This window comes from Microbacterium sp. AZCO, from assembly GCF_039614715.1.
In the GTDB taxonomy this organism is placed as follows: domain Bacteria; phylum Actinomycetota; class Actinomycetes; order Actinomycetales; family Microbacteriaceae; genus Microbacterium.
Map to the genome: position 1 here is coordinate 195,237 of NZ_CP154857.1, position 16,189 is coordinate 211,425.

The window sequence follows — 16,189 nt, forward strand, 5'->3', positions numbered from 1 at the left end:
GGCGTCAGGGGAGGTCGTCGACCAGGGCCTGGGCGAGGGCGAGCGCGGGTGCCACGCGGATGCCGGACGTGAGGGAATCGAGCGGGATCTCCGCGGCGATCACAGCGACCGCGTCCTTCGCCCGATTGACGAGGACGACGGTGCCGCCGGTTCCGAGCGCCGCGAACTCGCCGCGATCCTCGTCCACCCACCACTGGTAGCCGAACGACATCGATCCGTACTGCCCCGTTTCGGCCTCGGGTGCGGTCGCCGCCTCCACCCACGACGACGACACGACAGTCTCGCCCCTCCAGTCGCCGCCATCGAGGAAGAGCTGTCCGAACCGGATGAGATCGGACGGCCGCAGGCGCAGCAGCGCGCTCCCGAGGTTGATGCCCTGGGGATCCGCCGGCCAGGCGACCTCCGCGCGCGCGTACTCGCGGCTGAGACGGCCGGGGTCGGCACCGGGGGCGACACGCTCCTCCCAGCCGGGAGTCGAGTCGATCCCGAGCGGCTCGAACAGCGCTTCGCGCGCGAACGCGAGCGGCGACATTCCCGTCGCCTCGGCGACCACCGCGGCGAGGATGTGCGAGCCCTGGTCGGTCATCTGGAACGACCCGACCCCGCGTCCGCGGGCTGCCCTCGCCTCGAGGATCGCCGCGACCCAGTCGGTCGTCACATACGGCGCGATGACCTCGGGGCTGTCGGCGAAGTTCGCCGTATCGGTGAGCACGCGACGGAGGCGGATGCGGGCTGTGTCGGGAGTCAGGTACTGCGAGTAATCCGGAAGGAGCTCGCCGAGCGTCGCGTCGACGCTCGGGATGAGGCCCCGATCGATCGCGATGCCCACGAGGGTCGAGGTGACGCACTTCGTGACCGACCGCACGTCCCACGTCTCGTCGGGCGTCGCCGAGAAGTACTGCGCGAACACCGGCACGCCGTGCTGCTGGACCAGCACGGCGCGCACCGACTCGGTGCCGGTGACCCGGGCGAGGACCGCGTCGGCGTCGCGCTGAATGAGCTCGATGGGTGACGGCGACGGGGGTGCGTCGCCGCATCCCGCGACGGCTGCAGAGACGAGCGCCACGACAGCCGTCGCGGCGACGAGCTGTGCGAGCGCGTGAGGGCGGGGACGCGACACGAGGCATCCCCCTCACTCGGGTTCCCCGAGCTCAGCGCGCGGCGGGGCTGTTGCGAACTCCGCCAGGATCGACTCGGCGAGGGCTCTCGCGTTGCCGACCTTCACCGTGTGCGCAGGAGGCTGATCGGCATCGATCTGAGACGCCACGACCACGACGACGTCGTGCTCGGGACTCACGAGGATGACCGTGCCGCCGAAGCCCATGGCGGCGAAGTAGTGATCGTCGGATGCCACCCACCACTGGAATCCGTAGTGGTCGGTCAGATCGAGATCGCCGGCGGTCTCCAGGTGGGGCGCCGTCGCCTGGTCGATCCAGGACGACGACACGAGCTGCACGCCCTGCCATCGCCCTCGGTCGAGATACAGCTGGCCGAGCCGGGCGAGGTCGGCGGGGCGCAGCCGCATGGGTCCGGCGCCGATGTGGATCCCCTGCCTGTCACGGGGCCAGGCGAAGTCGGCATCGTCGAAGGCCGCGGTCTCGGCGGCCTCATCCTCGGGCGCGAACGGGACGGTCTGCTCGAGCGCCGGCCGGCTCGCGATGCCGAGTGGGTCGAGGAGGTACCGGCGCGCGAACTCGAGCACCGGCATCCCGCTCGCCTCGGCGAGGACCGCCGCGAGGATGTGGGAGCCGGCGTTCGAGTAGCGGAACGAGCCGTCGCCAGCGCCCCGGCGCGCGCGATCGACGAGGATCGTGGCGACGGGATCGGGCGACGACCAGACTCCGGCCGATTCGGCCTCCGAGCCGTCGGCGAAGTTCGCCGAGTGCGTCAGCACCGCCCACAGCGGTATGGCGCTCGTCTCGGCGGTCAGCTGGTCGGTCCAGCGCGGGAGCAGCTGCCCGAGCGTCGCATTGACATCCCCGATGAGACCGTGGTCGATGGCGATGCCGACGAGGGTGCCCACGAAGCTCTTCGTCACCGACTGGATGTCCCAGTAGTCCTCGGGCCCCGAGTCGATGTAGCGGTCGTAGACCCGCGTTCCGTGCTCGAGCACGAGGACCGCCCGGATGCCGTGGTAAGGGTCGTGCTCGGCGAGGGTGGTGGCGACGTCGTCCGCGATGGCGGCCGTCCCGGTCGGTGTCGGCGCCGGCGGGGCAGCGGGCGTGGTGGTGCAGGCGGTCGCGAGCATCAGGCACACGCCGAGCATGCACGCGCCGATCATTCGCGAGTACCGGTGACGGTCAGGAAAGGCCATCGGGGCCTCCGTCGGGTGGACTGTGGCCGAAATCTACACCCGGGATGCGCGCGCGACCAGAGCTCGGGAGAGCCGTGATCGAGTCAGTCCAGGACGGCCCCGAGGTCGTAGGCCGAGACCGTTTCGAGCTGCTCGTACGTGCAGGAGCGGGGATCGCGGTCGGGGCGCCAGCGATCGAACTGCACGGTGTGGCGGAACCGCCAGCCCTCGAGCTGGTCGTAGCGGACCTCCAGCACTCGCTCGGGGCGCAGATGCACGAACGATGAGTCGCGTCCCGCGGCGGAGAACCGCGACTTCTCGCCCTCGCTCTTCACGGCGTTGCCCTCGGCGTCGCGCTCGACGAGCGGCGCGAGTTCGTCGATGAGCTCGAGGCGCCGCTTGTCGCTCCACGCCGCGACCCCGCCGACGGGATACAGCGTGCCGTCGCTCGAGTACAGCCCCACGAGCAGCGATCCGACGCCCTGGCCGGACTTGTGGATGCGGTACCCCATCGCCACGACGTCCGCCGTGCGGGCGTGCTTGATCTTGAACATCGTGCGCTTGTTGGGCGCGTACGGCTGAGCGAGGGGCTTCGCGACCACGCCGTCGAGGCCGGCGCCCTCAAACTCCGAGAGCCAGCGGCGGGCGACGTCGGCGTCCTCCGTCGTGCGGGTGACGTGCACGGGGTCGGGCACGTCGCCGAGGAGGTCGACCAGCTCGGCGCGCCGCACCGAGAAGGGCTCGCCCTGAAGATCGCGATCGCCGCGCGCGAGCAGATCGAACGCGATGAACATCGCCGGCGTCTTCTCCGAGAGCATGCTGACGCGCGATGCCGCGGGGTGGATGCGCTGGGTGAGCGACTCCCAGTCCAGTCGCTGCGCGCCGGGCTCGCCCTTGGGGACGACGACCTCGCCGTCGATGAGGCACGGCTCGGGGAGAAGGCGCGCGAACGCCTCGACGAGCTCGGGGAAGTAGCGGGTGAGCGGCTTCGCGCCGCGCGAGCCGATCTCGACCGACTCCCCGTCCCACGAGATGAGCGCGCGGAACCCGTCCCACTTGGGTTCGTAGCTGAGGCCCCCGGCCACGGCATCCTGTTCCGGCACCGTGGGGACGGACTTGGCGAGCATCGGCGCGGGGATCTCGTGCGGCATGCGACCATCCTGCCCTGACCATCCGACGTTGCACAGGCGGTGGATGCGTCGGGAGAAGTTGACGTGTCGGATTTTTCCGACGTATTCTGGATGCATGGCCCACGACGTCTTCAGCGGACTCGCCAACCCGATCCGCCGAGACATCCTCACCGAGCTCGCGGCAGGACCGAAGTCGGTCACCGACCTCGCGAGTCGCTTCGAGATCGGCCGCCCCGCCGTGTCGGAGCACCTCCAGGTGCTGCGGAACATCGGCCTGGTGCAGTCCGAGCAGGTGGGCCAGCACCGCTATTACCGGCTGGATGCCGCGCCCCTCGCCGAGGCTGCGCAGTGGCTGGCCGGGTTCGAGCAGTACTGGAAAGAGCGCCTGCGGGACCTCCGCAGCGTGCTCGACGAGGAGAACCGATGACCACTCTCACCGCGATCGAATGCGACGAGTTCCTGCCCTACTCCGCCGACGTCGTCTGGCGCGCCATCACGACGCCCGAGACGATCGCGAAGTGGTGGGCGAACGCCGCCGACCTGCGCCCGGAGGTGGGCCACCGCTTCACCATCGACATGGGCGGCTGGGGCGTCCAGCAGTGCGAGGTGCTCGAGGTGGAGGAGGGGCGGCTCCTCCGCTACACCTTCGCCGAGGGCGTGCTCGACTCGACGCTCACGTGGCGCATCGAGCCCGAGGGCACCGGCAGCCGCCTCTTCCTCGTGCACGGCGACCTCGACGCCGATTCGCAGCTCGGGCGCGCGGCGCTGCAGGGGATGGGGCGCGGCTGGCCCGACGTGCTGGCCCGGATCGCCGACGTCATCCGTCCGGACCGCTCAGTGTGACGCTTGCCCGCACATCCTCCAGCTCCGCGCCATTCGTCCCCTGGAAGTCGGCGAAGTTGAGGGTCCACTCGGTGTCGGCCGTCGCCGCGAAGAGCTGGAACATCGGATACGCGTCACCCGACTGCGACGTCCAGGTGTAGCGGATGACCGCGGCGCGCTCAGCACCCGGCACCTCGGCCGCTTCGACGGCATCCACGTGGTGCGCCTCGTCCGTAAGCAGCTCCAGCTGGTAGTCCAGGTCGTCGTCGAAGGTCGACGGGTCTGTGTCGGAGATGCGCCAGGCGTCGACGTAGGCGCCGTCCGTGCAGCTCCCCGCCGTGAGGTCGCTCGTCGCGACGCCGGAGGCGCCGAGGGTGGCATCCCACTCCTCCGGAATCGTCACGAACAGCTCCTCGTGGGAGATGTCCGAGCCGAGGTCGGGCATCGTCGTCGAGCCTCGGTTGAGCACGAGTGACCCGAAGACCGTGGCGGCGAGCTGCGAGTCGACGTCCGCGCCTCCCACGACGGCCGTGTAGAGCGTGCCCCCGCACGCCGAGTCGTCGCCGAAGGCCTTCATCGTCGCGCCGGCGACCGAGTCCCGCGACCACTCGATCGCGACGTTCTCTCTGCCGAACAGCCATCCGGCGTCGTCCGGGACCGGATCGGGGAAGTCGTCCAGCACGGCGGCCGAGGACCGGAGCTCGTCGGTGAGGTAGGTGTCCATGGAGCCGTAGGGGATCGACCCCTCGACTCTGCGCAGCCACAGACCGGAGTCCTCCGTCGGCCCGATGTGCCAGTCGACGCCCGTCTGCGTCTCGATTGTCCACGACACCGGCACGGCCGCGCTCACGCCGAGCACGGGAGAGCTCGCCTGCACGAGGTCGCCGTCGGGCTCTCCCGCGTTCGTGATGACCCGGCGCTCCGAGCCCACGTAGACATCGGCGCGGAAGACGTACCCGCTTGTGAGACCGGAGAGGCCCTGCGGCTCATTGAGGTAGTAGCCGTCGTACATCGTCAGCCACGAGACGTCGGGGATGAGGGCCCACGTGCCGCCCGCCGCCGGGCGCGCGTACCAGACCACCCGCTCGGCGGGGTCCGAATCCGATGCGGTGGAGAGCTGCAGCTCGAGCGGGAACACGTCGAGGGCGAGGTCGGGCTGGGGCACGTCCGGCGCGTCATCCTCGATCGCCAGCAGCTGGAGTCGGGCCGCGTCGACGTCGCGGGACTCGCCCAGCAGCTCGAGGTCGGCGAGGGACCCCATCGTGACGAGGAAGCGGCGCCAGTCGTCGACGATGCCTCCGCCGCCCCGGCACCCCGAGTCGGCCGGCAGGCAGCGGAGCGCGTCGGCGTAGGCATCCTGCGCCCCCTCCTCGTCGCCCAGCGCGAGGGCGGCCAGCCCCAGGTTGAAGCGGAAGTAGTGGACGGACAGGTCGCCGGGCGCGTCGTCCGACTCGAGCCGGGCGATCGCGCGCCGCGTGTCGGCGGCGCCGCGTCGGACCTCGGAATCATCGCCTCGGCGGATGCCGTCCTGGATCCGGTACCAGCCGAGATTGCCGAGCAGCGTCGGCGTGCCGGAGCCGAGGCGGCGGGCCTGCTCGAGGTCGGAGATGACGGCGGGCAGGTCGATGTCGTAGCCCGACGAGAGGAGCCCGAGGCCGTTCTCGGCGGGGCAGTCCCGCGAATACGCGCGAGCCTCGTAGGCCGGACCGTAGTCGCCGATCGCGTCGATCGCGCCCTGGATGCGGTCGGCCTCGCCGCATGGGTCCTGCCAGCCTCTCGCGAGCTCCTGGGCGAACTCCGCGACCTTCTCCTGCGGGATGATCCGCAGCCGGGCCACGATGTCGGGAAGCGCGAAGCCCATCATGATCACCGCGATGGCCGCACTCGTACCGCCGACGCAGAGGAGCACCCAGGCGCTGCTGCGGGAGTGCTTGCGGTCGGCGGCGAGCGCGAGGATGAACGCGGACAGGCCGAGGAGCACGAGGCTCACGGTGAAGGTCGAGGCGAGCGCCGCCCAGGTCTGCGCCTCGTTGCGCGTGAGGGCCGCGACGATGTCGCACTCGCGCGCCGGCTCCTGCAGCGCCCACAGATGATCGGTCACGACGCTGCCGTCGGTCTGCGCCTTCCGGTAGAGCGTCAGCGGCTCGGGTGCGGCATCGTCTGCGGATGCGCCGCACGAGGCATCCGCGCGATCGGCCGTGACCGTGCGCGTCTCGGACCGGACGTCGTCCTCGATGCGCTGGAGCTTGGCGCTCAGCGATGAGAGCCTCGCGTCGACGTCGGCGCGCCCGCCCCCGCCGGCGCTGGGGTCGGTGGCGGCGAGCTGCTCCGCGGCGACGCCCTCGGCATCCAGTCGCGCCATCATCGCGACGTTGGACAGATCGCGCATCGCCTCCTGCCGACCCGTCTGCTGCAGCTCGTGCGCGAACGACGTCGCGGCATCGGCGCGCGCCGCCGCCTCGCGCTCCTGGACGGCGAGATACGAGTACCCGAGGGCCGCGGCCGAGAAGAGCACCAGCACGGCCGCGCCGAAGATCTCGGCGAGGCGGCGCGCGGCGGGCGAGCCGGGACCCTCATGGAACGCCGGCTGCGTGCGGACCGCCCAGACGACACCCAGCGCGCAGAGCACCGCGGCGACCGCGACGATCGCGATCGTGAGCCACCGGTCGACGCCGGACACCGCCAGGAGGACGGCACCCGTCAGGAGCGCGATCGGCCACGCGACGGCGAGGATGGACCGCAGGGCCCCGGGGTGCCTGGACACGTCCTCCGGGCCGGGTTCGCGCCCGATGTCCATCAGGATGAGGAACGCCACGACGCAGGCGAGCAGCGCCCCCGCCGTCATCAGCATCGTCTCCGCCCCGTCGAGCTCGTGCGCGCGTGCGATGAGCCCTGCCGCTGCGGTGCTGGAGGGAGCTGTTCCCTGATTCGAGGCGCGGACGGCCTCGTAGGCCTCCTGCACCGAGTAGCCCGACTCGTCGTCGCAGCTCGCGTTCGGGTCGCCCTGCAGCAGCGTGCCGAGCATCGACGCGCCGAGGCTCGCTGAGACGAGGCTCGCGACGTCGGGCTCGTAGGAGAGCACGCTCGGCCAGGCGGCGGATCGACGGAGCGTCGCGTCGCAGTAGAGGCCCAGCACACGGAGGTCGTTGTCGACCACGCTCTCCAGCTGGGCGGACTGGCGGTTGACCTCGGCGTCGAGGGAGCGCGCCTGGTTGTAGAGGCTCCGCGCGGAGTCGGCGGCCTGCGTCGCCTCGTAGACAGAGAAGGCGCTGAGCGACATGGCGACCGACACGATGAGGACGACGACGGCGTCGCGGGCGGTGAGCCGCAGCATCCACCCGATGACACCCCGCCGAGGCCGCACGGGATCGACGGCGGGCGACGGCACGGTCATCGCCGCCGACTCTCGCTCGAACCCCACGTCACGAGCACCCCCATCATCGGAGGAAGCATCGGTGCTACGAGCAGGATGGACCCACGTTCCGCCGCCCCGCAAGCCCTCGGGCGAGCGGTACGGGAGGAGATGACGGCGGGGGAGGATGCCGCGGGCCCGGCCGGACCTCCCGAGGCGTCATGTCCTCCCGAACGAACCGGCTAGGACTCGACGGGGACCTTCGGCCGAGCCCAGCGCGCCGGACGGTCCGGGCCGTCCCACACTTGGATGATCCCCCACACAACCGCGGTGATCGGGACGGCCAGCACGGCGCCCAGGATTCCGCCGACCGCCGTGCCCGCCGCCAGTGCGACGAGGATCACGAACGAGTGCAGCCGCATCGAGCGGCCCATCAGCACCGGCTGGAGGAAATTGCCCTCGAGCTGGTTCACGAGGACGACCACTCCGACGACCAGGAGTGCGCTGACCCAGCCGTTGGCGACGAGGGCGACGAGCGCGGCGATGATGCCGGCGAGCACCGCGCCGACGATCGGGATGAATGCCAGCAGGAAGACGAGCACGGCGAGGGGCAGCGCGAGCGGAACCTGGAGGATGAGCAGACCGATCAGGATGCCGACCGAGTCGACCAGGGCGACGGTCGCCGTGCCGCGCATGTAGGAGCCGAGGGTGCCGACCGTCTTGTCGCCGATCCGGCGCGCGCGGAGGTAGCTCTCGCCCCGGAAGGGCCGCAGGAGGAACTCCCACATCTGCGGGCCGTCCTTGAGGAAGAAGAACAGGATGGTCGCCATCAGGATGAATCCCGTCACGAAGTTCGCGACGGCCCCGACGCTCGCCAGCGCTCCGGCCCCGAACTGCGAGCTCGTGAGGAACCCGGTCAGCTGATCCCCCCACTCCTGCAGCTGGTCGCGGGTCGGCGCGAAGGGAAGCGTGTTGATCCAGTCGACCAGGTGCTCATAGCCCTGCTGCGCCTGCTGGGCGAGGTCGTTCCACTGCCCGCTCACGGCTCGCACGATGAGCCAGGTGAGGGCGCCGACGAGCACGAGGATCGTCAGGAGCGTCAGGATCGTCGCGAGCAGATCCGGAACCCCGCGCCGTCGCATCCATCCCATCACCGGCGCGAAGGCAGACGCGAGGATCAATGCGAGCACGACCGGAATCGTGACGAGCGTGACCTGGAGGAGCAGCAGGATGATTCCCGCCGCGACGATCACGATGAGGATGATCTGCAGCGCGCGGGTCGCAAGGCGACCGAAGGTGTCGGCCCACATGCTCCAGGGCGCATGGGATGGTCGCTGGTGCACGTCGGGCGCGTCGAAACGCACCTCGAGCGGCTCGGAAGGTCGGAACAGGCCCATGCGACGACGCTAAGGGGCCCGCGCCGACTTCAGGGAGGACTTGCGCTCCGGCCCAGGGTCTGCGTCACGACGTAGCGACTGCGATCCCGGCGCATCGCGGACGTCAGGCGAACGCGCTCATCCCGGTGATGTCGCGGCCGATGAGGAGGGCCTGGATCGACTCCGTGCCCTCGTAGGTGTGGATCGCCTCGATGTCGGCGAGGTGCTGCATGACGCCGTTCTCGAGGAGGATGCCGTTGCCGCCGAGCAGGTCGCGCGCTGTCGAGGCGATCCGTCGCGCCGCGCGCGTGTTGTGATACTTGGCGAGCGACGCCTGCGTCGGTCGCAGCCCGCCGGACAGCTCGAGGTCCGCGAGGTGGCGACAGTAGAGCTGCATGCCGGTGAGCTCCTCGAGCATCTGCGCGAGGCGCTCCTGCACCATCTGGAACTTCGCGAGCGGCTTGCCGAACTGCACGCGCTGCTGCGCGTAGCTCAGGGCGGCCTCGTAGCAGGCGGTGGCGTGGCCGAGCGCCGACCACGCGACGCCGGAGCGCGTCGAGTAGAGCACCGTCGAGGCATCCTTGAAGCTTCTCGCTCCCGGGAGGAGCGCGTCCTCGGGAACGCGCACGTCATCGAGGGCGATGTGGGCCTGATGGATGCCGCGCAGCGACGCCTTGCCCGTGATGACGGTGCCCGTGTAGCCCGGCGTGCTCTGCTCGACGAGGAAGCAGCGCGCGGCTCCGTGCCCTTCGTCGCCGGGAGCCTCGACGCGCGCCCAGACGAACGTGACGCCGCCCGAGGCGCCGTTGCCGATCCACTTCTTCGCCCCGTTCAGCACCCAGCCGCCGGTGGAGGCGTCGCGGCGCGCGACGGTCTCGAGCGAGACGGAGTCTGAGCCGTGGTCGGGCTCGGTCAGCGCGAAGGCGGCCGGCACCTCCGCGCGCGCAATGGGTCGCAGCCACCTTGCCTGCTGCTCGGGGCTGCCGAAGAGCGCGAGCGTGCGCAGCGCGAGGCCGCCCTGCACGGCGATGACGGTGCCGAGCGACCCGTCGCCGCGCGAGACCTCCATGTTCACGAGGCCCGCCGCGAGGGGGGAGAAGCGGGTCAGGTCGGGATGCTCGATGCCGTCGTTGAGCAGGTCGAGCTCGCCGAGACGCTCGGCGAGGTCGAGGGGGTATTCCGCCCGGTCCCACGCGTCGCGCATCCGGTCGCCCACCTCGTCGACGAACGCCTGCGCGCGCTGCCATACCTCACGATCGGCATCCGGGATGTCGGCGAAGACGGCGTAGTAGTCGGTGCCGAGGCGGTGCGTCACGTCGTAGCCATCGACGCTCTGGCCGGGGCGCAACTGGAAGTCGGACACGGGCGTCCTCCTGATACGAGCGGGGTGGATGCCTCGATTCTAGTGGAACCCAGTGTCAGGAACAGCAGGACTCAGTCTCATCTGATCCGGCAGTCGAGGCCGGTCTCCACCGCGGCCGTGAGGACGAGCCGGATCGAGAGCCCCTGCGAGCAGGCGACGGTCAGGCGAGCTCGGCGGCGAGCCGGCGCGCGACCTCCGCCGACGGCATCCTTCTCGGGAACACCGCCACGACGACGTCGTCGGCCGCGGCATCCGTCCCCTCCGGATGAACGCCGTAGCGGCGCATGACGTCGTCGAGCGCGCGGCGCAGCACCGCGACGGGAACGCGCTTCGTCCCGCGCAGCAGCTGACGCAGCACGTGGTTGTGGACGGCCGTTACGAGGGCCGCGAAGCCGACGGCGTCGAGCGGATCGAGATCGGGCAGCGACTCGCGCAGGTACTCGTCGAACAGCCGCTCGTAGCGGAACACCGTGACGATCTCGCGCTCTCGAAGGGCCGGCACCCCGCGGACGACGGCGTACCGCCGACGGGCGAGCTCGGGGTCGGCGGTGAACTGCTTGAAGACCCAGAGGGATGCCTCGCACACGGCCGCCCACGGATTCTCATGCGGCTCCGCGAGATACGAGCGCAGACCGTCGAGGAGCAGCTCGTGATCGGCGAAGACGACGTCGTCCTTGCCGCCGAACTGACGGAAGAAGGTGGACCGCGAGATGCCGGCGGCCTGCGCGATCTGCTCGACGGAGGTCGCCTCGAAACCCTGCGCGGCGAAGAGATCCAGGGCCGCCGCGACGACGGCGTGGCGCGCGGCGGTTGGCGAGGCGGTGTCGCTCATGCGCCGAGCCTAGTCCGGCCTCGCCCGCAATCTCAGGCGAACCGCGGCGGGCTGCGCGCTACCGGACACGCGGCACGGAGCGTTCTCGCGGCGGTAGTAGGCTGGGGGATTGGTCGATCTCTTGATATCGAGAGATCTCTCGGCCGTTTCCCCCACATTCGCCCCCAGCGAAGGACTGCACTGTGGATCTGTACGAGTACCAGGCACGCGATCTGTTCGAGAAGTACGAGGTGCCGGTGCTGCCGGGCATCATCGCCGACACCCCTGAGGAGGCGAAAGCTGCCGCGGAGAAGCTCGGCGGCGTCGTCGTCGTCAAGGCCCAGGTGAAGACCGGTGGCCGCGGAAAGGCCGGCGGCGTCAAGGTCGCCAAGAACCCCGACGAGGCCTACGAGGCCGCGAAGGCCATCCTCGGCCTCGACATCAAGGGTCACGTCGTCAAGCGCGTCATGATCGCGGGCGGCGCCCGCATCGCCAAGGAGTTCTACTTCTCGGTGCTGCTCGACCGCGCCAACCGCTCCTACCTCTCGCTCTCGAGCGTCGAGGGCGGCATGGAGATCGAGCAGCTCGCGGTCGAGAAGCCCGAGGCTCTCGCCCGCGTCGAGGTCGACCCGCTCGCCGGAATCGACGAGGCCAAGGCCCTCGAGATCGCCCGGGCCGCCGGCTTCGACGAGGAGCTCGCCCCCAAGGTCGCCGACGTCTTCGTCAAGCTCTTCCAGGTCTACAAGAACGAGGACGCGACCCTCGTCGAGGTGAACCCGCTCATCCAGTCGGAGGACGGCGAGATCATCGCCCTCGACGGCAAGGTGTCGCTCGACGACAACGCCGAGTTCCGCCACCCGGGCCACGCGCTGCTCGAGGACAAGGCCGCGGCCGACCCGCTCGAGGCGAAGGCCAAGGAGAACGACCTCAACTACGTCAAGCTCGACGGCGAGGTCGGCATCATCGGCAACGGCGCGGGCCTGGTCATGTCGACGCTCGACGTCGTCGCCTACGCCGGCGAGAACCACGGCGGCGTCAAGCCGGCGAACTTCCTCGACATCGGCGGCGGCGCCTCGGCGGAGGTCATGGCCGCGGGTCTCGACGTCATCCTCGGCGACCCGCAGGTCAAGTCGGTCTTCGTCAACGTCTTCGGCGGCATCACCGCCTGTGACGCCGTCGCCAAGGGCATCGTGGGTGCGCTCGCCGAGCTCGGCTCGTCCGCCACCAAGCCGCTCGTCGTCCGCATCGACGGCAACCGGGTCGAGGAGGGTCGCAAGATCCTCCAGGAGGCCAACCACCCGCTCGTGACGCTCGCCGCCACGATGGACGAGGGCGCCGACAAGGCCGCCGAGCTCGCGAACGCCTGACGCTCCGACAAGCTCAGCGACCGGATCAGAAGCTAAGGAACCAGAAACATGTCGATCTTCCTTGACAAGAACTCCAAGGTCATCGTCCAGGGCATCACGGGCGGCGAAGGCACCAAGCACACCGCGCTCATGCTGAAGGCGGGCACGCAGGTCGTCGGCGGCGTCAACGCCCGCAAGGCCGGCACCACCGTCCTGCACCACGACAAGGACGGCGCGGACGTCGAGCTGCCGGTCTTCGGATCGGTCGCCGAGGCGATCGAGAAGACGGGCGCCGACGTGTCGATCGCGTTCGTCCCCGCCGCCTTCACGAAGGCCGCGATGATCGAGGCCATCGACGCCGAGATCCCGCTGCTCGTGGTCATCACGGAGGGCGTGCCGGTCGGCGACAGCGCCGAGGCGTGGGCGTACGCCAAGTCGAAGGGCAACAAGACCCGCATCATCGGGCCGAACTGCCCCGGCATCATCACGCCCGACGAGGCGCTCGTCGGCATCACGCCGGCCAACATCACGGGCAAGGGCCCCATCGGCCTCGTGTCGAAGTCGGGCACCCTGACGTACCAGATGATGTACGAGCTGCGCGACCTGGGCTTCTCGACCGCGATCGGCATCGGCGGCGACCCCATCATCGGCACGACGCACATCGACGCGCTCGAGGCGTTCGAGGCCGACCCCGACACCAAGGCGATCGTCATGATCGGCGAGATCGGCGGCGACGCCGAGGAGCGCGCGGCCGACTTCATCAAGGCCAACGTCACCAAGCCCGTCGTCGGCTACGTCGCGGGCTTCACGGCCCCCGAAGGCAAGACGATGGGCCACGCCGGCGCCATCGTCTCGGGCTCGGCGGGCACGGCCCAGGCGAAGAAGGAGGCCCTCGAGGCCGCCGGCGTCAAGGTCGGCAAGACGCCGTCCGAGACCGCCGCTCTCATGCGCGAGATCATCGAGTCGCTCTAGCACTCACCACGAAGGGGGTGGATGCCTCCCGCGGCCGCGTCGCACGCGGGCGGCGGCATCCACCCCCTTCGTCGTCTCTCAGACGGCTCGCGAGATCCCGGCCCGGAGTGCGAGCGGCACCAGGTCGTCGAGCGCGTCGCTGTACGCGCGCACGCGGTAGTACTCGCCGTGCGTTCCGACGTCGACCATGTAGCCGCTGAGATCGAGCTCCTCCGCGAACCTGTCGACCTCGTTGCGCCACACGACCTCGTCGCCCTTCCCGCCGGCGAAGACGGCCGTTCGCGCCGTGCTCATGCCGGGGAAGCCCAGGTAGTCGGTCAGGCGCCAGAGGTTGACCCACCGTACACTCGCGCCGAGGAGGATCGTGCCCTGCATCGAGTCGATCACGCGGGCGGGCGAGGCGGGCGGCCGGTTCTGCGCCTCGAAATCGCTCGTCCACGGGTCCCGGCCGAGGCCGGGCGGACGTGAGGGCGTCGTTCCGAGCACTTCCGGGCCGAGGAGATCGGGCAGCATCCGGCCGAAGTACGCCCGCAGCTGGATGCCGAAGGTGAGCAGCGAGATGCGATCGAGGAGCGCGTCGGTCGCGGACCGGCTGGCGAGCAGCCCCAGCGCCGAGACCGCGAGGACGGCGCCCATGCTGTGCGCCGAGAGGACGGCGCGGTTGTCGTCGTCCTTCTCGAGCCAGTCGAAGAGCCGGCCGGCGATCTCGGGGACGGCGCGCTCCGCGTAGCACGGCGGCCCGAACGGGTGCCCGGTGCGCGGCAGGTAGCAGGCGATGTCCCACACGATTCCGAGCGGACGCTGTCCGCCCGTCGCGGCGCCGCTCACGAGGAGCGCCACGATGCCGACCCCGATCCAGCCGAGCACGGGAGCCGCGACGCCGACGAACGTCTGGATGGCCTGGCTCGACGCCGTCGTGTTGAGCCAGGGCACCTTCGTCACCTCCCACAGCTCGTTGCCCTCCGCCATGCGGGTCCACTGGAGTCCCGCCGCGACGCCGAGCGCGAGCAGGATCGCGAGGACGCCGACGATCGGCTCCACGAGATGCAGGCGCGACGCGGTCGCGCGCTTGCCGCGGATCCGCTGGAAAAGGGCTGCCGGTGAGGGCGGGAGCACTCCGCCGTCCGGGATGTGGAGCTCGTCGGATGCGGCCGCCTGCCCCCACGCGCTCGCGCGGGGACCGAGGGCGCGCGGCCAGAGGAGGAGGAGACCGACGATGATCGCGCCCAGCACGGCGGCGAGGAGGATCGTGGCGCCGATCGCGGAGTACACGTCGGGAACGACGAGCGGGGCGGGCGCAGGGGTCGGGGCTTCCCCTGCGGCCGGGGTCTGCGGCTTCGTCTGCACGAGCTGGCTCACGCCGACCACGACGATCGAGCTGATCGCCGAGGCGAGCGCGAGCGCCAGGGTCATGATGACGAAGGGGCCCGCCGAGAGCCATGCCGTGCGCAGCATGCCGCCGAAGAGCCGCCAGACGATGCCGGTCAGCGCGAGGAGGCCGCCCCAGGCGACGACCTGGAGGAACACCTCTCCCGTACCGGTGTCCTCCGCGACAGCGCCGGCGGGTGCGAAGGCGATGAGCAGCAGTCCGGCTGCCGTCGCGATCGCCGTCAGCACGAGGAGAGCGCCCGAGAGGAACTGGGTGAGCTTCTGACGCCAATCCTCCTCGGCCGTCAACGACCCCGTCGGCAGCAGAGCGGTCAGCGCGACGGTCGCGATGAAGAGGACGAGGGCGACGGCGCGCACACCCGCCTCCCAGGCGGCGGCGGCGCTGCCGGGCTTCCACAGGGCGTGCGCGGCCTGGAGCGCGAGCAGGACGGTGAGCGACATCGACGCGGCGACATGCGAGCGGGACAGTGCTTTCGTGATGCGGTTCGACCAGAAGCCCGCCTGCGCGAGAGCGGGCGCCGGGCGGGGACCCATCGTGCGCGCTTTGCCCTTGACCCCGGACAGCACGTCGTAGCGCAGCCTGGAGATGACGGAGATGATCCAGAGCACGAAGACCGCCAGGATCGGCGCCAGCGCGAACAGTGCGATGCGCTGACCCGTCGTCCACGTCGCGAACGCCGTGAGCGGCCCCTCCAGCGGACCGCAGCGCGCCGGCGTCGCGGCGCACTGCACGGCCCCGAGGTCGAGGGCGAGCGTCGCGGCCGTGACGGTGTACATGAGGGTCAGCACGAGGCTGAAGAGGCGCGATGCGCCGGCCGTCAGAGCGATCCAGATGCGCTTGGGGAGGGGGAGATGGCCGACATCGAGCAGTCGCGCCCACTGCGCCGCGTTCGCGATGCTGAACGGCAGGATGAGCGCATACAGCACGCGGGCGATGGCCGCGGGAATCGTGCCGGTCGCCCCGGTGGTGCCGAGATCGGGCGTCGTCCGCACCATGCCGCCCCAGGAATACGCCTCGCGGACGACGTACGGCGGGACGTACCCGCGCTCGCCGGGCTTCCGCGCCGCGATCGCCTCCTTCGTGGGGCGCCAGAAGCTGCCGAGCTTGTCACCCGTGACCTGCTCCACCTCTTCCGGCTTGACGTCGAGGAGAGCGGCCGCCGTGGTGTTGTTGACGCCGTGCACCCGCAGCTCGAGGACGCGGGGACCCGATGGTGGAGTGCCGTTCTTCGGCGGGCGCAGTTCGAAGCTCGCCGAGACCCTGATGCGTGCCATTGCCGGCCCCCAGTCCGCGCCGCTGCAGATGGCCACATGCTAGTGACGACGGTGCCGCGG

12 protein-coding genes are annotated in these 16,189 nt (G+C 70.6%); 4 read left to right on the forward strand and 8 right to left on the reverse strand.

Annotated features, from left to right (window positions below):
* Positions 1–4 precede the first annotated feature (4 nt).
* The 3 genes from AAIB33_RS00945 to AAIB33_RS00955 form a co-directional block, all read right to left on the reverse strand.
* Positions 5–1,120, reverse strand: coding sequence for a serine hydrolase (locus AAIB33_RS00945; RefSeq protein WP_345801697.1), 1,116 nt, complete (start codon positions 1,118–1,120; stop codon positions 5–7).
* Positions 1,121–1,132: 12 nt separating this feature from the next.
* Positions 1,133–2,314 (reverse strand): serine hydrolase, encoded by a 1,182-nt coding sequence (locus tag AAIB33_RS00950; protein WP_345801698.1) that lies wholly within the window; start codon positions 2,312–2,314, stop codon positions 1,133–1,135.
* Positions 2,315–2,397: 83 nt separating this feature from the next.
* Complete coding sequence (locus tag AAIB33_RS00955; RefSeq protein ID WP_345801699.1) at positions 2,398–3,444, reverse strand: ATP-dependent DNA ligase; 1,047 nt, start codon at positions 3,442–3,444, stop codon at positions 2,398–2,400.
* Between the two features lie 94 nt (positions 3,445–3,538).
* On the opposite strand from AAIB33_RS00955, the gene AAIB33_RS00960 reads away from it, so the two are divergent.
* Both AAIB33_RS00960 and AAIB33_RS00965 read left to right on the forward strand, forming a co-directional pair.
* Positions 3,539–3,850 carry a metalloregulator ArsR/SmtB family transcription factor gene (locus AAIB33_RS00960; protein WP_345801700.1) on the forward strand — a complete coding sequence of 104 codons (312 nt, stop codon included), beginning with the start codon at positions 3,539–3,541 and terminating at the stop codon, positions 3,848–3,850.
* Positions 3,847–4,266, forward strand: a complete 420-nt coding sequence (locus AAIB33_RS00965; RefSeq protein ID WP_345801701.1) for an SRPBCC domain-containing protein — start codon at positions 3,847–3,849, stop codon at positions 4,264–4,266. Before AAIB33_RS00960 ends, AAIB33_RS00965 begins: the two co-directional genes overlap by 4 nt.
* Here the strand turns inward: AAIB33_RS00965 and AAIB33_RS00970 are convergent.
* From AAIB33_RS00970 to AAIB33_RS00985, 4 genes are all read right to left on the reverse strand, one after another.
* Positions 4,241–7,639 carry a hypothetical protein gene (locus AAIB33_RS00970; RefSeq protein ID WP_345801702.1) on the reverse strand — a complete coding sequence of 1,133 codons (3,399 nt, stop codon included), beginning with the start codon at positions 7,637–7,639 and terminating at the stop codon, positions 4,241–4,243. The genes AAIB33_RS00965 and AAIB33_RS00970 overlap by 26 nt on opposite strands.
* A gap of 200 nt (positions 7,640–7,839) precedes the next feature.
* Positions 7,840–8,994, reverse strand: a complete 1,155-nt coding sequence (locus AAIB33_RS00975) for an AI-2E family transporter (RefSeq protein ID WP_345801703.1) — start codon at positions 8,992–8,994, stop codon at positions 7,840–7,842.
* 103 nt (positions 8,995–9,097) lie between these two features.
* Complete coding sequence (locus tag AAIB33_RS00980) at positions 9,098–10,336, reverse strand: acyl-CoA dehydrogenase family protein (RefSeq protein WP_345801704.1); 1,239 nt, start codon at positions 10,334–10,336, stop codon at positions 9,098–9,100.
* A gap of 160 nt (positions 10,337–10,496) precedes the next feature.
* On the reverse strand, positions 10,497–11,168 hold the full coding sequence (locus AAIB33_RS00985; protein ID WP_345801705.1) for a helix-turn-helix domain-containing protein: 672 nt from the start codon (positions 11,166–11,168) through the stop codon (positions 10,497–10,499).
* 182 nt (positions 11,169–11,350) lie between these two features.
* Here AAIB33_RS00985 and sucC point away from each other — a divergent pair, with 182 nt between their 5' ends.
* Positions 11,351–12,514 (forward strand): ADP-forming succinate--CoA ligase subunit beta, encoded by a 1,164-nt coding sequence (sucC, locus tag AAIB33_RS00990; protein WP_345801706.1) that lies wholly within the window; start codon positions 11,351–11,353, stop codon positions 12,512–12,514.
* A 48-nt stretch (positions 12,515–12,562) separates the two neighbouring features.
* Complete coding sequence (gene sucD, locus AAIB33_RS00995) at positions 12,563–13,465, forward strand: succinate--CoA ligase subunit alpha (protein ID WP_345801707.1); 903 nt, start codon at positions 12,563–12,565, stop codon at positions 13,463–13,465.
* Positions 13,466–13,543: 78 nt separating this feature from the next.
* Here sucD and AAIB33_RS01000 read toward each other — a convergent pair whose 3' ends face one another.
* The gene (locus tag AAIB33_RS01000) at positions 13,544–16,129 is read right to left on the reverse strand and encodes a hypothetical protein (protein ID WP_345801708.1); all 2,586 of its coding nucleotides are present in this window, start codon (positions 16,127–16,129) and stop codon (positions 13,544–13,546) included.
* Positions 16,130–16,189 lie beyond the last annotated feature (60 nt).